The sequence below is a fragment of the Pseudomonas sp. G5001 genome (assembly GCF_013385475.1).
Taxonomy (GTDB): domain Bacteria; phylum Pseudomonadota; class Gammaproteobacteria; order Pseudomonadales; family Pseudomonadaceae; genus Aquipseudomonas.
In genome coordinates, this window is the sequence record NZ_JACAPZ010000017.1 from 169,786 (window position 1) to 186,029 (window position 16,244).

Here is a 16,244-nt window from a genome sequence, read left to right on the forward strand (position 1 = left end):
TCTTCTAATCTGGCTTCAATGGAACGGCGGACAGGGATGTCGCTTAGGCGGCCATCTCGGCCCATGGAAACGACGGACAAAGGGATTCTTTTTTGAAAGCACCTCCGGTCAACGCCTCCGCTCGCTTGGCAACCACTGGAGACATGCCGTGCTTCTCGCGAACCCAACCGGAAACGGTACTTTGATCAACCTTGAGCTTTTCAGCCGTCACCTCCTGAGTGCCGAAGAAGGCAACGAGGTCCTTATAAATAGTGTTCATGCTGCCCCTCCATACGGGAATACCCATATAGTAGGTTATGGGAATACCGATTTGCAAGGATATGGGAGCACCCGTAATACTCGCTGGATGGAATTCAAAGATCGTTTAAAGGCAGCGCGCCGGCACGCCAAGCTCAATCAGGGCGAATTGGCCGCTAAAGCTGGTATCACGCAGACGTCGATTTCTGACCTTGAGCGTGGAAAATCGAAAGCCACCGCACACGTCGTGAAGATCGCCGACGCATGTGGGGTGAGCGCCAAATGGCTCTCAGACGAGATCGGGCCAATGCTGGCTTCTGGATTAACGTCCGGCTCTGGTGAATCGAACGTCTCCCCTGCCGCCCAGCCCACCAAGTCATTCCGCTACCCGGTAGTGAGCTGGGTTGCCGCCGGCGCCTGGGCGGAAGCAGTGGAGCCCTACCCGGCCGGTATCTCGGACACCTACGAGTTTTCGGAGTACGACTCCAAAGGCCCGGCCTTTTGGCTGACAGTCAAAGGTGACTCGATGACGGCGCCCGCCGGGCAGAGCATTACCGAGGGCACGCTGATCCTGGTGGACACTGAGGCTGAAGTCGCGCCAGGTAAGCTGGTCGTGGCCAAGCTGCCGGACAGCAACGAAGCCACATTCAAGAAGCTTGTCAGCGACGGCGGCCGGCTGTTCCTGAAACCACTGAATCCCAGTTATCCGATCGAGGCCATCGACGAGCACTGCCGGATCGTGGGCGTGGTTGTGCAGGCGCTGCAGAAGTTTTACTGATGCCCTCCGCCCTTGGAAAGCCGTCGACCTCGTGGCGAGAGCAGAGCTTCTGGAGCAAGGTTGGAGTCATTGCTTGCCTGACTCTCCTTATGATGCTCCCCGGCTATTCCGACGTCGCTGGGCTGGGCGGAGGCTCATCCGGCCGTAAGCGCGTGTTCAGCCCTGGATTCGTTGTACTCTGTGTTTTAGTGGCTGTGATTGAGCTAATTGCTCTGAACCACTTCTATGGTGCACGGGGTTGACCTGGCAATAAAGGGGAGTGCCTATACGTCCTCTCCTCCGACAATAGAAAACTTTACATCAAATACAGTGCCGCTAATCCCGATTGGTAATCACAACTGAAAGATGGAACTCCAGTGAATAAAATAATGCCGAAATTGCTCCCTCAGGGACAAAGTAAAAAAGAGCTTGGAATTCCAGACAACAAAAGTATACCTATCCTAAGAATCAAAGGCATTGATATTAAGCGATTCAGGTCTCTCTATGAGCAACAGCTTATTCTGGGCTCCAGAATCACTGTGCTTTCAGGGCGTAACGGCACCATGAAAACCTCACTCATGGGCCTAATTGCACATCCATTTGCAAGCGAATCAGAAGACGGTTTTGGCCGGCCACTGAAGACAACTATGGCGGAGGTTTTTAATCTCTCACCCGAATATGATGTAGACGACTATCAATATGACATCATTGCAGAGACAAGCCCTGAAAAATACGTCAGAGAGCCTGTAGAGATATATTACGTTGCTGAAAAGACAAATCGGCACCGTGTAGTTGTTTCCGGGGCAGAGAAAGGTGATGGCAATTTAGTATACAGCACCTCTTTTCTAAACCTTAGACGTCTATATCCGATAGTCGACCTTGCAGCAGATCGAAAAAAAGAAGCACTCCCAGTCCTATCAGAAACGGAAAAACAGCAACTTAAGCGTTTTTACGAACAAGTATTTCCAAGCTCAAGCTATGGATCTTTTGTAGGGGTTTATCGACCCAAGATAAAGTCAACATGGGCACCGAGTGGTGGTGACCTGGGATATGATTGGCAAACTATATCTTCAGGCGAAGACAATCTTGGTGCGATATTTAACCGACTTATAGGATTTCAACGAGCATATAAACCAGGACAAAAAGTTGGCGGTGGCATTCTTTGCATTGATGAATTCGAAGCCACTCTGCACCCAGTAGCCCAGATTCGCCTATTCGAATACCTTCTTAGGTGGTCTGGAGAGTTCAAGGTCCAAGTCATTATCACCACACATTCACTTGGTTTGATTTCAGACATTTACTTAAAGCACGCCAATCTTTTAGAAAAAGATCAAGTTATTATTAATTTTGTAAGCAAATCCAAAGCCAAAGCTTCAAACTACCCTATCCTCCACAATCCGCCCTATGAGCTAGCATACAAAGAGCTAACCTTCACAAGCCCATTACAGATAGCTCAAAGTCGCAAGTTAAAAATATTCTGCGAAGATGATATTGGAATTTTCTTCTTAAAACGCATCATCAGAAAAAAAGAAATATTGGATGCATTAGAATTTCACTCGTCGCTTGACGATAATCACTCTAAACCAGGAATATCCTATACAGAAGTTAAACCACTAGCTGCAGCCTGCTCACGATTCCCTATACTTTTTGAGAGCAGTTTAGTAGTCCTAGATGCTGATATATCTGATACCTTTCTAGAAAATATAAAGGTTAGAGATTTTTGTATTAGGCTGCCAGACTCGCACGGAGTCGCCCTAGAGCGCAGAATGATTTACTTCATTATATCTCTTGATAATGACGACAATTTTTTTGATAAATTTAATAAAGAAAGAGACGCGTTCCTTGGGGAATTTTCCTCGCATGGAATCTCTCTTTCCGCTACTGAAATCCTTGATGAAAAAATCACCTCTATAAACTGCTGTAAGGCATGGGCTAATTCAAACCTCCCAAACTTTAAAAAGTATGTAACTCACTACTGCAGCAATGAATTGGATAAAACAAACTTTTTAGAGCAGTTCATCGAGACATTAAATATATTAAATGCTAGAATTGGACTACCACCAATTCTTCACCCGAGATGAGCTACTGAATGTACTCGAACAAACTATATAGCCCCTTGCGCTACCCTGGCGGTAAGGCTCGCTTTGCGCCTTTCATTGCCGAGGTAATGCGGGCTAATGGCCTGGCGGGTGGACACTATCTAGAACCGTTTGCTGGTGGAGCCGGCGTTGCCCTTGAGCTTCTTTTCGACGGGCATGCGACGCATATCCATGTCAATGATCTCGATCCGGCCGTATTCTCCTTCTGGTCAGCCGCGACTTCCGATCCTGAAGGAATACTAAAGCTGCTCAGAGACACGCCAATCAATATGGAGCAATGGCATCACTGGCGTTCCGTGATGCTTGGCCAAGACCCTGATCTATCCCTTGCAGAAAGGGGTTTTGCAACGCTTTTTGTGAACCGTACGAACCGATCCGGCATCCTCAAAGGCGGAGTTATCGGGGGGAAGGCGCAGACTGGCGCGTACAAACTTGATGCTAGATTCAGCAAGGAGATGATCGCAGGCAGACTGGAAAGAATCGCGCTGAATGCAGATCGGATTTCGGTATATTGCGAGGACGCTTTTCATTTACTCGGCCGCGCGGCAGAGTTTCTGCCTGACCAGTCGCTGATCTACCTTGATCCTCCCTACTATGTTAAAGGCCGTGGTCTATACCGAAACTTCTACAAACACGATGATCATCTGCAAATTGCTCAATTGCTGCAGTCTCCTGACTTCCAGAGATCGTGGGTAGTTTCGTACGATAGCGCGCCAGAAATCTGCGAGATGTACAGCCAGAACGAGGCACTGACTTACGGGCTGCACTACACCGCACAGGCGCGATATGTAGGCGACGAGGTCATGTTCTTCAAAGAAGGTATCTCGGTGCCTGATGCGGAAATCCCTAGAGCAACTGTGGCCGCCTGACTCCAAACCTCGCCCAGCGCCGGGCTTCTTTTTTCTGCCCTTCATCGTGCCACCATTGAGCTGGCAATCCGCGTGATTGCACACTGGGGGCGCTGAAGGATCGGCGCCCCAGGTGTTACAGAAAGCCCGCCATTGCGCGGGCTTTTCTTTGCCTGCGATTTGGCTCTAGATATTGCCCGCCGTAGGGCTAGATCGCCTCAACCTTTCTACATTGAGAAATCTCGGGCAATGCCTGATCCGGGGGCACTTTATTGAGCTGCCACTGCAGGTCAACTGCGACAGCATTGAATTGTTTTGCCTGCACCCTCGTGCTGTTGGATGTGAGGCTAACGTAGGAGGTATCTGAGCGTTTAACACCGACGACAGTGGTCGTGGTGCCGCCCTCAAGATCGGAATTGCCCAAGATTCCGGCCTTCCATTTCTGGGTGATTGTGTGCTCACCTGGCGTAACAGTCACCGCTACGTACCCGCCGTTCTCTAGAGACGCTATCTGCTTTCCGTCCAAAGAAATCAAGGCGGTCATTAGGCCCATATCGTAATTACTGGGCCGGTAGACATAGAGAACACCGTATTGAGAATCCACGTTTTCAAGTGGCGTGAATTTTGGCCCTGTCATCGTGCAGGAGCTGAGGAGCCCCAACCAGAGAAATGCTGAAATCTTCCATACCCGTGTCATACCCGCTCCATTCTGATTAAGCGCTTCATGATCAACATTGCCGGGCCCTCAATCAAACCTTTTATGCTGATTTTGCACACGACACACCCCCGTCACGCCTCCCGACAATGGTGGCTGTACGCCACGAATGGTAAAGTGCGGGCTCAATTATCGGAGGGATCCTATGAACGCCAAGATTCTCATTTTTTTATTCGCCGCATGCTTAACTAGCTCTGCAATTGCGGCCAAAAAGCCCTCTACTCCAACACTCTGGGCGCAAGAGCCCGACAGTTTTATGGGATTGCGCTTTGATCAAAAAGTCGATGCGACAGTGCCAGCGTGTCCGCGCGGCACGATCCTGAGCAAGACGATGTGCCATGAGCCACCGTACACGAATCTCTATACGGTTCGGGGCGGGCCAGAAATTGGCTTTGGTTACTCTCTCGCCGTTTTCGCGAGCCCTTCTGGAGTTGAGTCCTTCTACCTCACCACCAATAGCGACAACTTTTCCAAGCTGGTGACCCTCTTCACCAACAAGTACGGCACACCTACTCAGATTTTGAATGAGCCCGTAAAAACCAAAGCTGGAGCATCCTTCACAAATGAGACGCTGACCTGGTCCGGCAAGAAGGTCGAGATAACGATCGAGAAGCTCGCAGGCGATATCAACACCTCTGCTGCAACCATCAGCGATATTGCAGCCACACAAAGAAAAGCAGCTGAGCGCGAGGCAAAGGCAAGCAGCAACGCAAACAAGCTCTGACTGCCGATCTATAGAGCCCCGCCTTCTCATCTAGCCCCCCCCAGCGGGGGCTTTTTCATGCCTGCCGGAAAGCACTCATCAGAAAATATGCATTTATGCATGAAACTTCTTGTCGCCCTATTGCCAAGATATGTCAGTGCAAATACTGTGTATACATACAGCATTCGCAAGGAGCGAAGCATGAACCAGGCACCCTACCCCACATCAAAACCGAGAAATTCCTACGAGCTTGTGGGCCACCGCTTGCAACGCTTGATCGCATCTCCCCGGGTTCAGAGAATTCAGTTGGTCGAGGTTTCCAGACGCGACGACGAAAGCCCTGAAGCTTGGCACCAGGTTATCCAAGACATCGGCGACACCGCCGGGATCAGGATTGAGCATTTGGATGACGGCGCCGTCAGGATCGGCTGGCGCGAATACTGCGATTCCTAAATGAGCCCGCCACCGAGCGGGCTTTTTAGTGCCTCCCATAAAATATATGGGAATACCCATTGACGATAAATATGGGAGTGCCTATATTTGTATCCATCGAGACGCCACAGCGAATCGCCAGCAGCTAAACCTGCGCCGCTCTTTAGCCACACAGCTTCACCCTTGCCGGATCACCACCGGCCCAGATTCAAAGGCAGCGATGAACCGGCCTAAACGGTTCAGAGGGTTGGCAACTGACCCGGGCGTGCAGCGTAAAGCGCCAAGAACAGTTATCCAGCGGGAGAACAAGCCGAAAGGCCCGCGGCTGGAAGAACATTTGATTCAAGCCGGTGACCGACGCCAGTAGCGGGTCACGGACAGCTCCACAAGATTTGAATTAGCGGGCCCGATAGCTTCGGCTGGGACCGCCGGACCTCATGCACCCTGCCCACCTAACCGGGCAAACGAGCTGCAGCGTGCATGTTGTAGGGACCTGTGATCCAAGGCGAACAGATGCTGATTGACGCCCTGAGGAGGAAGCTCACCGCCAACCTACGAAGACGACCGGCCAGCCCTGCAATCAGCAGCGGGAAACGGGCCACACCGCTGACGCAACAAACCCAGGCCGTCGCCAGTAGCGGGCCTGGGCCCCCTTCCCCACCTCTATTACGTCAGCACTCCTCCCCCGCGCCCATCGGCAACCAGCGGGAGGCATGAGTGTTGACGAATACAGGTGAACAACCCGCCACCTTGGAGGCGACCATGAACGCAGCATTGAAGATATGCCAGGCGCGTTACGACGCTCAGTTGCCTCCAGAGGTCAGCGATAGCGACGAGGTCACGGACTGGCTTGAGCATTCGGCGGAGCGCCTGGTGTGCGGCGTCGACATCAAGTGGAAGCGCCGCTACGGCCAGCCGCAGGTGGTGACGTTCGACCGATTCTGTACCGTCCTGCAAGGCCACCTGAACCAGCGCCAGATCGACGGCCTGGACCAGCGTGATTCGTTTGCCCGCCTGCTGCTGTCGGCAATGCTCGGCAGCCAGAGCGATGCCCGGTCCCACGCCGCAGACCTGCTGGGCCAGCAACGCCCGATTGAAGCCGTCGAGAAGATCGCTGTAGCGCTGCTGAGGCCCTACGCCGAAGACGCTGTAGCAGCGGAACGGGAAGAGCGAGAAGACGACGTGGATGCCGATGTATGAGCCCGCACATCCTGATCGATGAAGCGCTCGAGGCCCTGGAGCATCCCGCCAGCGAGCCCGGCGCCCAGGTGGTCGTGCAACGAATGATCACGAACATGCTCACCGGCAATGTGATCACCGTCGAAGAATTCAACCACTACTGCCAGCGCCTGCTGAAAATCACCAGGCACCGCAAGGAGGCTGCATGACCACGCCTATCGTGAAATCGCTGGCTGATGAGCAGCTCGACGATATCGAGCGCCGCATCGCCATTCTCGGCTTCGGCATTCCCTTCAATGAACTGATCGGTCGCAAGCGTGAAGACTTGGTGCGGGATCTGCCGCAGCGCTTGGCTCCGACCATGAAAGGCGGGCGGATCGCGGTGAGGGTTCGTCATGGATGACCGTGAAATGCTCTATTTGGCGGCCGAAGCTGCTGGCCTTCGTTGCAACGGCCATTACCCAGACAAGAATGGTTACGTGTGCTTGAGCAGCCATACATTTTCGTCTGGCTACTTTAGCCCTCTCGATTTCAATACTGGCCACGCTTTGATTCTTCAGGCGCGTTTGGGAATAAGCATCGACATGAACGTGGTGACTGAGCGCGGCTTCCAGACGGGGTGGGTTCAGGCTTATCACGACGATGGCCAGGCTTGCGAGGACGTGACGGGTGGGCGTGCGGAGTCTGCGATATGCAGGGCCATAGTAAGGGCTGCCGCTGCAATCAGAGAGTCGCGGTCATGACTGCCCGCCAGCGCACCCGGCGCCTACTCATCTGGCGCGGCTCCTTCTCTGCCCTCTCCGTCTGCACCTTTCTGATGTTGCTCAGCGCCCTCGCTGATCGAATCACTCAATAACCAACACCCTCAATCGCTGCGAGCATCGCGGCAGGGAGTCACCGTGTCCGCACAACAGAAACTGATCACCATCGACGACATCAGCGCCGACAACGCGCCGGCGATTTACGTTGCCGGTGGCCTGGGCCAGTTCTTCGACGCGGTGAAGGCCGAAGTCACTGCCGAGGTTCCGGACCTGACGACCGTGAAAGGTCGCGCTCGAATTGCATCCCTGGCCGCAACGGTGAGCAAGTCCAAAAAGGCAGTCGAAACACCCGGCCGCGATTACCTGAAGCGCCTCAAGGAAATGCCCAAGGTGGTCGAGGCTGAGTTGCGCGAGTTCGTGACCAAGATGGATGCCCTGCGCGATGCCACTCGGCAGCCTCTGACGGACTGGGAGGCAGCAGAGCTGGCCCGCACCGACAAGCATGTTGACGGTATCCAGGCGATCAAGGATTTGGCCGTTTTCGAGTCCACACCGACCGCCGCTCATGTCGCCGACCTCATCGCCCAGCTTGAGTTGGTCGCAATCAGCGAAACATGGGAAGAGTTCCTGGCTGAAGCCGCCCAGGTGAAAGACCAGACCCTCATAAAACTGCGCGCCCTGCGGGCCGAGCGCACCCAGTACGAAGCGGAGCAGGCCGAACTGGTCCGGTTGCGCGCCGAAGCTGAAGCACAGGCCCAGCGCGACCACGATGCAGAGATTGCCAGAGTTGCAGCCGAACAGGCCCGGCTCCAAGCCGAGCAGCAGGCCAAGGCCGAGCGCGAAGCTGCCGCACGACGTGAGCAGGAACTGCTGGACCAGGCCGCAGCCACTCAGCGCGCTGCCGCACAAGCAGCGCTGGAGGCCGAGGCCGCCGCCGAACGCCAGCGCCTACAACTGGAACTGCAGGCCGAACAGTCCCGCGCAGCAGCGGCACAGGCCGAAACCAACCGAATCGCCGCTGAGCAGCGCGCCGAACAAGAACGCATCGCCGCGGTGCGCCGACAGGAAGAGGCCGTAGAGCAAGCGCGATTGGCACAGATTGCCCGGCAGGCAGCAGAAGCTGAAGAGGCGCAGCGCCAGCAGAAGGCGCGCGAAGCGGACCAGGCTCACAAGGTGAAGATCATGGGCGCCGCCAAAGAGGCGCTGATGTCGATGAACATCACCGAGGAACTGGCCAAGGCCATTGTCCTGAAGATCGCACGCCGCGAAGTCCCAAACATCACCATCCACTTCTGAGGTAGCCAGCATGAGCGGCCAAATCATCGTTCCCGAACAGCGGCGCCAGGCTGTGGCGCCGATCTCCACGGACAACAGCATCATGGCCGTCATCAGCCGTGCTGCCGCCGATCCGACCTGCGACATCGAGAAGATGGAGCGCCTGCTGGCCATGCACGAGCGCATGCAGGCCAAGGAGGCTGAGCAAGCTTTCAACGCCGCAATGGCCGAAATGCAGTGCAACATCCCGACTGTGTTCGAAGGTGCCGTGAACCTGCACACGGGAAACTCCTACGCCACGCTCGACCACATCACGCACACCCTGAAGCCGATCATGCAGCAGCACGGGTTCGCCATCACCTTCAAGGTGGAAAACGCTGAAAAGGCGATCAGTGTCACTGGAATTTTGATGCATCGGGGTGGCCACCGCGAGCAAACGACCATGAGCCTACCGATCGATATCGGGAAAGGCCGCAACGATGTACAGGCCGTTGGCTCATCGACTACCTACGGCAAGCGCTACGTGATGTGTGCGCTGCTGAACATCACGACCGGCGATATCCGCGACGACGACGGACAGTCGTCAGATGGCTCTGAAACAGAGGACATGCGCGCCCAGGTCGTCGCGGACATCCTTGAGCGCGTTGGGCAGACCACCACGCCGGACGAGCTGAAAGATGTTTGGCAGGCCAGCCTGAAAGTTCTTCAGGCCTCTGGAGACACCAACGGGTATTCCACCGTGAAGACAGCGGTCACCGTCCACAAAGCCAAGCTGGAGGCGCCTCAATGATTATCGTCAATTGCACACAAGGCTCACCTGAGTGGCTCCAGGCTCGCGCCGGGGTCATCACCGCAAGCATGTTCAGCACCGCACGCTCCAAGGTAAACGGGCTGACTGCGCAGCAACGCAAGTATGTGGATGCAATGCTCGCCGGCCACAGCGAAGGCCGCGCCCGTGACCTGGCCGGCTATAAGGCTGCACCAAAGGCAGAAGTTGTTCAGCGCGCCCTGGACGGCGAGAAGGTTGGTGAGCCGTCGAATGCCGCCCTGTCGTACGCATTTGAGCTGGCAGTCGAGCGAATCGGCGGCGCGCCGCTGGATGGCGGGTTCGAAACCTGGCAGATGCGTCGAGGGCATGAACTGGAGCCCGAGGCGCGCATGGAGCACGAAATCCAGACCGGCCTCATCGTTACCCAGGTTGGCTTGGTCAAGACCGACGACGGCGTGTTTGGCGCCAGCGCGGACGGGTTCATTGGTGAGGATGGCGGCTCCGAGTACAAGTGCTTCCTGGCCCCCGACAAGCTTCGCTCCTTTCACATCGACAACGATGCCAGCGAGGTGATTGACCAGGTGCAGGGCTGCATGTGGATCGCCGACCGGAAGTGGTGGCACATCGGGATGTACTGCCCACTGCTGAAGCCAGTTGGCCGCCAGCTCTGGTGGAAAGAGTTCCAGCGCGACGACGACTACATCGAAAGCCTTGAAGAAGACCTCTGGGAATTCAAGCTGCTGGTCGACGGGTACGAGGCGGCGCTCAGGAGTAAAGCAGCATGATCAGCAATCACCTCAGCATGATCGAGGAACTGCGCCCGGCCTCGGATGAACTGGCGGCCCAGGTCGCCCAGTTTGTGGCGGCCGGCGGCGAAATCGAAATGGCCGAGCCTCCGCCGCCACCGAAGCCCGTCGTGTATGTGCCCCAGGAGCCGCCAGCACCGAAGCCGTTTGTTCGGCGGCGGGCTGAAGCGTCTCCCCTGCCCCTCGACAAGGACGACATCCGCACCCAGGAGCGACTCAAGCTCGCCGAGCAAATACGTCAACTCGGCGTTACGCACACCCAAACCGAAGTAGCAGCTGCACTCGGTGTCAGCCGTCGTCTCATCTACAACTACGCCGCCCGGTACGACATCACGTTCAAGGCGCCAACGAGAGGTGGCGCCCGGAACTTGGTGCACAACACGGTCGATAAGGAGCGCGACGCGAAGTTCGCCGAGCGCATCAAGGCTTTCAAGGAGTTGGGAATTTCCCGCCGACAGTGCTGCGGGAAGCTGGCGATCAACAACAAGGCATTCGAGCGGATCATCGCGGCGCACGGGATCGACTATCCAAAGCTGGTCCGGAGGGCCACTCGATGCGCCGCATAGCCCGCACCCAGCAACGCAAACGACAAACCTGGCTCGCACTGCCGGCCAGCGGAATAGAAGAGGTAGGCCATGGCCGAGAAAGAGCAACAGCCGACGGCGGAAGCCTTGAAGCAGCGCCGCAAGCGCGAGAAGGCAGCAGCGAAGGACGCTGCATTGGGCGTCGAGAAATTTACGGTTGAGGTCGCCGGGGTATTCAATAAAGACCTGAAGCGCCTGATGAGGCAGCACGGCTTCAACAATCAGCAGGAAGTGTTTCAGAACCTGCTGCGCAATGTGATCGCCGCCGACTTTGAAACGGCGGCGCAGATGCTTAAGTGTGTCACGACACCTTTTGTAGTTACTGAAAAGGTGTCGCGAGCATTTTACGAAAGCAGCAGGTCAGAGCTCGCCGCAGATCTGGGTGACGAGATCATTCAGCCAGCCGCCGAAGATTCAATGCCGCTCCATTGATTAAAATGCGAGTGGCGATTAGGGACTCATGTGCGGCATGGGCTGCTTTAGCATCAATGAGATCGTGCGCGAGCTCCATCTGCTGAGCTGAATACTCCAACATGCTGCGAATTTGCAGTACGTATTCAACCATCTTGGCATCTGGAAGATTGAGTATGTCCACTGCCATAAAGGATCTTTCCATGCTTCGAACACGCTCCAAATGCATCGAGCTTCTATTGTTTGGAGATGCATTCAAATAAAGCTGATTTACCTCTATGCCTGCAACTTCTGCCATTTTTACCAGGGCAGCCAATGCCACTTTTTTCTTGTTTTTTTCTTCCAAGCCATCACGCCGCATTTGAGAGTTGGCAATGAAGATAGCTGCACCAACTCCGGTTAGGGAGGCGGCGGCTTGCACCCAATCCCCTCCTTTGAGTTCCATGCCGTAATACTTGCAGATGCCGACGATCATCCACAGCAGCGACGTTCCGAGCAATGCAATCCAAACGCTCAGCAGCGTCAATCCTGCAAATAGCGCTCCCCGTTCCTTTGGCTTCACCGGCTAATCCTTCTTTGACTAAAGCTGTCATCAAATACCACTCGCACTCAAATTGCCACCACCGTTAACGGAGGTCGGCGCCTGACTGGAGATAATCCATGAGAGAACATGAAAGCGCCGCACTCACCGCCCGCGTCCAGGAAGATCTGGCCCAACACCAATACACCCAGCTGGTGAATGAAAACGGCGTCGAGGTTTGGCGCTGCGCACGGCCAGGTAGCAGCTGCTACGGTTTCGACATCTGCGTTACCCGCTTCGGCATGAGCATGATGGGCGATATCGGCCCGCTCGTTTTCCACGTCGGCGCCAGCTACGGCATCAACTTCTTGCGTCATCAGAGCGATGGCTATCTGCATGAGAAGTTGGATGGTGACATCAAGCGTGTGGTGATCGACTTCGACGCGATACGCGACACCGTGTGCGAGTGCGTCGCCGGCCGGATCGATTACGAATTGCCGAGCGATGAAGTGCCTGAATGGATCGCTGATATCCCGAATAAGGGCGCCACCCTGGAGCAGGCTGAACAACTCGTTGAATGGCTGCGAGAGCGCGATGAGGTAGAAGACGAGCGCCTTCCTTTCGCTGACCTGGCCGACGTAGTTGAGGAAGTCGAGACCTTCGCCGATGGCCGCGACAGCGAGGTGGTGCTGGCCTATGACTTCCTGCGCGAACACGAAGAACTGATTGGTGGCAGCGACCTCTGGGAGTCGACGATCAGCAAGCCATGCCCAAGCCTGATGGCTCGCCTGTACTACGTGCGCCACGCCGCAAACGCCATCATGACGATCAAAGAAACCTCAGCGCCGCCGCCTGATACTGTAGGAAGCTTACGCTAAAGACGCTTATGCTCGATGAGATCTTGAGCGATTTTATTTAGATCGTCATGTGCGGCACGCTCATCAGTCCAGCGGCCTGCAACTTCCTGATAGTACTCGACAGACTTCGTGCTATCGCCCTCCGGCTGACGAATCGGCCCGAGGAATGCTACTTGTGGCGGACCGTCCTTTTGCGTGCCGAACGTGATCCAGACTTTCGGTTCATTCTCTGGGTAGCCGTAAGAGTCCCAATAAGCCATATCAATTCTCCTTGATCCGGCTCCATGCCGGTCACCCGTAATACCCAAACACAAACCGAATCACCACCACTGACAACCGTTCACGGCGAAAAAAACAGTGATTTGGAAAGAAATATTATTTGCCGAAAAGTACTGCATACACATTTAGCGCCGTCTGATTATCGCCATAAGACTGAACGTGAAGTTCCGCCAACCTACGTACGTCAACCAACATATCGACATCCAAATTATCAAAGACCTTAAACTCTTGTATGTATTTTTTGAAGCCATGCCCTTGTGGACTCAAGCAATTATAATAGAGAATAACCAGCTCGAAATCCGACAGAAAAGATCGGACTACGCCGCCAAACTTGCTCGATTCCGGATGACCGCATTCGGATACAAACTTAAAAACAGAATACAAGCTTCTAAAATATAAGCTTAAGTAACCCTGATACGTAAACCACATGAGCTCATACACATCATCAACCGTCCTGCTTCCACCAGGTTTGAGTCCACGGCATTCAGAATCGAAAAACGTATACCAAGATTTGAAGCAGTCTCGGCCAGAAGAAAGCAATACACCTTTTTCCTTAAAATCAAATCCAGCGACAATATTCTGCTGTAGCGCCAACATATTATAAAATTGAGATTCAATTTGCTGATTAGAAACTTGCGCTCGAGCCTCTAACAAATCCTTCCTTTGCAACAACATGGTAATTAAAACACCAGAAAAGGCCAGTCCAGAGAACAGAGCATTTAAAGTTCCGAAGCTATCACCAAAAGTGCCTTCTCGAAGCTTGGCCGGAATACCTCCAAAGGGCTCATCCCAAAGCAGAATGATAAAAAATGCGCAATAAGCAAACAGCACCAAAGATAAGACAGTAGCAACCTTGGCGAAACTACCAAAATTAGAACCCCAACGCTTTACAATCTTAAATAGAGCCCATCCAGAAACTAATGCGCCTATTAATGCGAGAACGTAGCACATCCAGCTTAAACTTGAAAACGTACTAGCATAAAAACCGTTTAAGACTACCTCACCCGCTCGAGCAGCACCCAAAATATTTGTATAACCAAGGCCTTCGGTACTTAAATCAAACCAACTAATATTATTATGTTCCATCATCTATTCGCCATTAAGTTTTTTTTGCGCGACAAGCTAAATACCTCATTTGCATTCAAATAGCCACCATACGCGCCTCCAGTAAGACAGCACAACGCTGCGTAACTCCCCCACTCCACCGCCCGGGCATGGCTCGGCAAGGACTCCCCATGCTCACAGCAATTGATTTGTTTTCTGGCTTCGGCGGATGGACCCGTGGCGGGAAAGACGCCGGGCTCAACGTCCTGTGGGCCGCCAACCACTGGCCCGCCGCCGTGGAGTGGCACACCAAGAACAACCCAGAAACCCAACATGTGTGCCAGGACCTGCACCAGGCTGATTGGTCTCAGGTGCCAAAGCATGAAGTGATGCTGGCCTCTCCGTGCTGCCAGGGCCACACCAAGGCGCGCGGCAAGGCATCTGGCAACCCGCAGCACGACAACTCGCGCTCGACGGCCTGGGCGCCGGTGGCGAATGCTGAAGTGAACCGGCCCGACTTCGCCATCATCGAGAACGTGCCGGAGTTCATGGACTGGATTCTCTACCCAGCCTGGGCCGACGCGATGCAGCGCCTGGGTTACTCGCTGGCACCGCACATCGTGGACTGTGCAGACCTCGGCGTGCCTCAGCACCGGGTGCGGCTATTCATGGTCTGCTCACGCAGCAAGGCTCCGCTCCACCTGCAGCTCCAGCAACACCAGCATGTGCCGGCCAGCGAGATTATCGACTTCAACGCAGGCAAGTGGTCGCCGATCATCAAGCCAGGCCGTGCCGAATCGACGCTGACCCGCGTGAAGAATGGACGGGAACGGTTCGGCGAACGATTCGTGATGCCCTACTACGGTTCCGGGTCAGGGCTCACCGGCCGCAGCCTGGACCGCCCGATCGGCACCATCACCACCCTGGACCGATGGGCCGTGGTCGACGGTGACCGGATGCGCATGATCACTGCCGATGAGGCCATGGCCGCGCAATCCTTCCCGAAAGACACGCAGCGCCCGGACAACCATCGGCTGACCATGCACATGACGGGCAATGCGGTGCCGCCGCTGGCCGGTCAACGCATCATTCAAGCGCTGATGGAGGCCGCTTGAGCGACGAAACATATCCCCGCCTCAAACGTATTGCTTTAGCTTCGCGGCGGAACGCTGAATTCGGTCTATCGCTCCCTTTCCTGCCTCTTGCTGAGAGGTATCACAATCATCTTCACCGTGCCAATTAGAGATGTTGCGCTGAAAATCCTTGATGTCGCGGCACGCTCTCGCCAGCTCGCCTTTCATCTCTGAAGTTGTAGCCTGCTGCTCAATCGATTTAACTACCTCATAATGACCTTTTACTCTACTCGCTAGATCTTGCCTCTCTTTTTTTCCTGCGTTGTTGGCGGCCTCTGCTAGCAGCACGAATTCAGAGGCAGCATCTTCAAGTGCTATAGCACCGCTGAAAGCCTCCTCTTTGGCCTTGGCAGCGCTGCTCTTGGCCGCCTTTCGCTTAGCTACTTCGCGAGAAAGACCTCTAAAAAACAAACTGGCTACCCATACCACCGCTCCTCCGAAGATCGTCATCCAAGCTGCCAAGCCCGGATGCGCCTCAAGCCAAGTTAGTACGATTTCTAAAGACATATTCAATCCTCCCTGAAAGCCGAAAGTTTATACCGGTAAGGACTCCCAATGCCTACAGAAAACCAAATCGCCCAGCCCACACCGAGCCTGGCCACCGGCCACGACCTCACAGCCACGACCTGGGCTGACTTCGTGATCCGCCTTCGGTATGACTGCAACGGCGCCGGCGTTAAATGGCACCACACCGCGGCAGCGCTGTTCACTGTGCAGACCAAACGCATTGATTACGGATTTGATCCGGACTACGCGGAAGGCCTAGTGGTATGCCGTGAGGACTGCTCGTGGTTCAGCCCTGAAGAATAATGGCAGGACTGCGACGAGGAAGATC

General features: G+C 54.7%; 23 protein-coding genes. 17 read left to right on the forward strand and 6 right to left on the reverse strand.

Annotation, left to right across the window (positions count from 1 at the left end):
* Window positions 1-43 precede the first annotated feature (43 nt).
* Complete coding sequence (locus tag HX805_RS15830; RefSeq protein ID WP_003218319.1) at window positions 44-259, reverse strand: YdaS family helix-turn-helix protein; 216 nt, start codon at window positions 257-259, stop codon at window positions 44-46.
* 87 nt (window positions 260-346) lie between these two features.
* On the opposite strand from HX805_RS15830, the gene HX805_RS15835 reads away from it, so the two are divergent.
* From HX805_RS15835 to HX805_RS15845, 4 genes are all read left to right on the forward strand, one after another.
* A complete protein-coding gene (locus HX805_RS15835) occupies window positions 347-1,015 on the forward strand; it encodes a LexA family transcriptional regulator (RefSeq protein WP_177117053.1) in 669 nt (222 codons plus the stop codon).
* Window positions 1,015-1,257, forward strand: a complete 243-nt coding sequence (locus HX805_RS32375; RefSeq protein WP_256348169.1) for a hypothetical protein — start codon at window positions 1,015-1,017, stop codon at window positions 1,255-1,257. Before HX805_RS15835 ends, HX805_RS32375 begins: the two co-directional genes overlap by 1 nt.
* Before the next feature lie 126 nt (window positions 1,258-1,383).
* Entirely contained in the window at window positions 1,384-3,075 is a 1,692-nt protein-coding gene (locus HX805_RS15840; protein WP_177117054.1) for an AAA family ATPase, read from the forward strand.
* Between the two features lie 8 nt (window positions 3,076-3,083).
* Window positions 3,084-3,962: a DNA adenine methylase gene (locus HX805_RS15845; RefSeq protein WP_177117055.1), complete on the forward strand. Its 879-nt coding sequence runs from the start codon at window positions 3,084-3,086 to the stop codon at window positions 3,960-3,962.
* A gap of 187 nt (window positions 3,963-4,149) precedes the next feature.
* Here HX805_RS15845 and HX805_RS15850 read toward each other — a convergent pair whose 3' ends face one another.
* On the reverse strand, window positions 4,150-4,638 hold the full coding sequence (locus HX805_RS15850) for a DUF2846 domain-containing protein (RefSeq protein ID WP_177117056.1): 489 nt from the start codon (window positions 4,636-4,638) through the stop codon (window positions 4,150-4,152).
* A 163-nt stretch (window positions 4,639-4,801) separates the two neighbouring features.
* On the opposite strand from HX805_RS15850, the gene HX805_RS15855 reads away from it, so the two are divergent.
* The 10 genes from HX805_RS15855 to HX805_RS15900 all read left to right on the forward strand — a co-directional run bounded on the left by HX805_RS15855 (window position 4,802) and on the right by HX805_RS15900 (window position 11,597).
* Complete coding sequence (locus HX805_RS15855) at window positions 4,802-5,380, forward strand: hypothetical protein (protein WP_177117057.1); 579 nt, start codon at window positions 4,802-4,804, stop codon at window positions 5,378-5,380.
* Window positions 5,381-5,560: 180 nt separating this feature from the next.
* Entirely contained in the window at window positions 5,561-5,812 is a 252-nt protein-coding gene (locus tag HX805_RS15860; RefSeq protein ID WP_177117058.1) for a DUF1654 domain-containing protein, read from the forward strand.
* Between the two features lie 741 nt (window positions 5,813-6,553).
* Window positions 6,554-6,991, forward strand: coding sequence for a hypothetical protein (locus HX805_RS15865; RefSeq protein WP_177117059.1), 438 nt, complete (start codon window positions 6,554-6,556; stop codon window positions 6,989-6,991).
* Window positions 6,988-7,179: a hypothetical protein gene (locus HX805_RS15870; protein WP_177023439.1), complete on the forward strand. Its 192-nt coding sequence runs from the start codon at window positions 6,988-6,990 to the stop codon at window positions 7,177-7,179. The genes HX805_RS15865 and HX805_RS15870 overlap by 4 nt, the downstream gene beginning before the upstream one ends.
* Window positions 7,176-7,373: a hypothetical protein gene (locus tag HX805_RS15875; RefSeq protein WP_177023440.1), complete on the forward strand. Its 198-nt coding sequence runs from the start codon at window positions 7,176-7,178 to the stop codon at window positions 7,371-7,373. Before HX805_RS15870 ends, HX805_RS15875 begins: the two co-directional genes overlap by 4 nt.
* 496 nt (window positions 7,374-7,869) lie before the next feature.
* On the forward strand, window positions 7,870-9,027 hold the full coding sequence (locus HX805_RS15880; protein WP_177117060.1) for a hypothetical protein: 1,158 nt from the start codon (window positions 7,870-7,872) through the stop codon (window positions 9,025-9,027).
* A 10-nt stretch (window positions 9,028-9,037) separates the two neighbouring features.
* Window positions 9,038-9,796, forward strand: coding sequence for an ERF family protein (locus HX805_RS15885; RefSeq protein WP_177117061.1), 759 nt, complete (start codon window positions 9,038-9,040; stop codon window positions 9,794-9,796).
* Window positions 9,793-10,560 (forward strand): lambda exonuclease family protein, encoded by a 768-nt coding sequence (locus HX805_RS15890; protein WP_177117062.1) that lies wholly within the window; start codon window positions 9,793-9,795, stop codon window positions 10,558-10,560. The genes HX805_RS15885 and HX805_RS15890 overlap by 4 nt, the downstream gene beginning before the upstream one ends.
* Entirely contained in the window at window positions 10,557-11,147 is a 591-nt protein-coding gene (locus tag HX805_RS15895) for a hypothetical protein (RefSeq protein WP_177117063.1), read from the forward strand. The genes HX805_RS15890 and HX805_RS15895 overlap by 4 nt, the downstream gene beginning before the upstream one ends.
* 69 nt (window positions 11,148-11,216) lie before the next feature.
* Entirely contained in the window at window positions 11,217-11,597 is a 381-nt protein-coding gene (locus HX805_RS15900) for a hypothetical protein (protein WP_177117064.1), read from the forward strand.
* Here HX805_RS15900 and HX805_RS15905 read toward each other — a convergent pair.
* Window positions 11,557-12,138 (reverse strand): hypothetical protein, encoded by a 582-nt coding sequence (locus tag HX805_RS15905; RefSeq protein WP_177117065.1) that lies wholly within the window; start codon window positions 12,136-12,138, stop codon window positions 11,557-11,559. The two genes, HX805_RS15900 and HX805_RS15905, sit on opposite strands and share 41 nt — an antisense overlap.
* Before the next feature lie 98 nt (window positions 12,139-12,236).
* Here HX805_RS15905 and HX805_RS15910 point away from each other — a divergent pair, with 98 nt between their 5' ends.
* Entirely contained in the window at window positions 12,237-12,974 is a 738-nt protein-coding gene (locus HX805_RS15910; protein ID WP_177117066.1) for a hypothetical protein, read from the forward strand.
* Here HX805_RS15910 and HX805_RS15915 read toward each other — a convergent pair.
* Together HX805_RS15915 and HX805_RS15920 are read right to left on the reverse strand one after the other, a co-directional pair.
* Complete coding sequence (locus HX805_RS15915) at window positions 12,971-13,213, reverse strand: hypothetical protein (RefSeq protein WP_177117067.1); 243 nt, start codon at window positions 13,211-13,213, stop codon at window positions 12,971-12,973. The two genes, HX805_RS15910 and HX805_RS15915, sit on opposite strands and share 4 nt — an antisense overlap.
* Before the next feature lie 115 nt (window positions 13,214-13,328).
* A complete protein-coding gene (locus tag HX805_RS15920; protein WP_177117068.1) occupies window positions 13,329-14,321 on the reverse strand; it encodes a putative phage abortive infection protein in 993 nt (330 codons plus the stop codon).
* Window positions 14,322-14,467: 146 nt separating this feature from the next.
* Here HX805_RS15920 and HX805_RS15925 point away from each other — a divergent pair, with 146 nt between their 5' ends.
* Complete coding sequence (locus HX805_RS15925) at window positions 14,468-15,391, forward strand: DNA cytosine methyltransferase (RefSeq protein ID WP_177117069.1); 924 nt, start codon at window positions 14,468-14,470, stop codon at window positions 15,389-15,391.
* Window positions 15,392-15,412: 21 nt separating this feature from the next.
* On the opposite strand, the gene HX805_RS15930 is transcribed toward HX805_RS15925, so the two are convergent.
* Window positions 15,413-15,916 carry a hypothetical protein gene (locus HX805_RS15930; protein WP_177117070.1) on the reverse strand — a complete coding sequence of 168 codons (504 nt, stop codon included), beginning with the start codon at window positions 15,914-15,916 and terminating at the stop codon, window positions 15,413-15,415.
* A 48-nt stretch (window positions 15,917-15,964) separates the two neighbouring features.
* On the opposite strand from HX805_RS15930, the gene HX805_RS32380 reads away from it, so the two are divergent.
* Window positions 15,965-16,219, forward strand: coding sequence for a hypothetical protein (locus tag HX805_RS32380; RefSeq protein WP_256345530.1), 255 nt, complete (start codon window positions 15,965-15,967; stop codon window positions 16,217-16,219).
* The last annotated feature ends 25 nt before the right edge of the window (window positions 16,220-16,244 follow it).

What these genes read in the sequence shown, in the direction of transcription:
- HX805_RS15830 (WP_003218319.1), bottom strand. Translation starts at nt 259, where the DNA reads ATGAACACTATTTATAAGGACCTCGTTGCCTTCTTCGGCACTCAGGAG.
- HX805_RS15835 (WP_177117053.1), top strand. Translation starts at nt 347, where the DNA reads ATGGAATTCAAAGATCGTTTAAAGGCAGCGCGCCGGCACGCCAAGCTC.
- HX805_RS32375 (WP_256348169.1), top strand. Translation starts at nt 1,015, where the DNA reads ATGCCCTCCGCCCTTGGAAAGCCGTCGACCTCGTGGCGAGAGCAGAGC.
- HX805_RS15840 (WP_177117054.1), top strand. Translation starts at nt 1,384, where the DNA reads ATGCCGAAATTGCTCCCTCAGGGACAAAGTAAAAAAGAGCTTGGAATT.
- HX805_RS15845 (WP_177117055.1), top strand. Translation starts at nt 3,084, where the DNA reads ATGTACTCGAACAAACTATATAGCCCCTTGCGCTACCCTGGCGGTAAG.
- HX805_RS15850 (WP_177117056.1), bottom strand. Translation starts at nt 4,638, where the DNA reads ATGACACGGGTATGGAAGATTTCAGCATTTCTCTGGTTGGGGCTCCTC.
- HX805_RS15855 (WP_177117057.1), top strand. Translation starts at nt 4,802, where the DNA reads ATGAACGCCAAGATTCTCATTTTTTTATTCGCCGCATGCTTAACTAGC.
- HX805_RS15860 (WP_177117058.1), top strand. Translation starts at nt 5,561, where the DNA reads ATGAACCAGGCACCCTACCCCACATCAAAACCGAGAAATTCCTACGAG.
- HX805_RS15865 (WP_177117059.1), top strand. Translation starts at nt 6,554, where the DNA reads ATGAACGCAGCATTGAAGATATGCCAGGCGCGTTACGACGCTCAGTTG.
- HX805_RS15870 (WP_177023439.1), top strand. Translation starts at nt 6,988, where the DNA reads ATGAGCCCGCACATCCTGATCGATGAAGCGCTCGAGGCCCTGGAGCAT.
- HX805_RS15875 (WP_177023440.1), top strand. Translation starts at nt 7,176, where the DNA reads ATGACCACGCCTATCGTGAAATCGCTGGCTGATGAGCAGCTCGACGAT.
- HX805_RS15885 (WP_177117061.1), top strand. Translation starts at nt 9,038, where the DNA reads ATGAGCGGCCAAATCATCGTTCCCGAACAGCGGCGCCAGGCTGTGGCG.
- HX805_RS15890 (WP_177117062.1), top strand. Translation starts at nt 9,793, where the DNA reads ATGATTATCGTCAATTGCACACAAGGCTCACCTGAGTGGCTCCAGGCT.
- HX805_RS15895 (WP_177117063.1), top strand. Translation starts at nt 10,557, where the DNA reads ATGATCAGCAATCACCTCAGCATGATCGAGGAACTGCGCCCGGCCTCG.
- HX805_RS15900 (WP_177117064.1), top strand. Translation starts at nt 11,217, where the DNA reads ATGGCCGAGAAAGAGCAACAGCCGACGGCGGAAGCCTTGAAGCAGCGC.
- HX805_RS15910 (WP_177117066.1), top strand. Translation starts at nt 12,237, where the DNA reads ATGAGAGAACATGAAAGCGCCGCACTCACCGCCCGCGTCCAGGAAGAT.
- HX805_RS15915 (WP_177117067.1), bottom strand. Translation starts at nt 13,213, where the DNA reads ATGGCTTATTGGGACTCTTACGGCTACCCAGAGAATGAACCGAAAGTC.
- HX805_RS15920 (WP_177117068.1), bottom strand. Translation starts at nt 14,321, where the DNA reads ATGATGGAACATAATAATATTAGTTGGTTTGATTTAAGTACCGAAGGC.
- HX805_RS15925 (WP_177117069.1), top strand. Translation starts at nt 14,468, where the DNA reads ATGCTCACAGCAATTGATTTGTTTTCTGGCTTCGGCGGATGGACCCGT.
- HX805_RS15930 (WP_177117070.1), bottom strand. Translation starts at nt 15,916, where the DNA reads ATGTCTTTAGAAATCGTACTAACTTGGCTTGAGGCGCATCCGGGCTTG.
- HX805_RS32380 (WP_256345530.1), top strand. Translation starts at nt 15,965, where the DNA reads ATGCCTACAGAAAACCAAATCGCCCAGCCCACACCGAGCCTGGCCACC.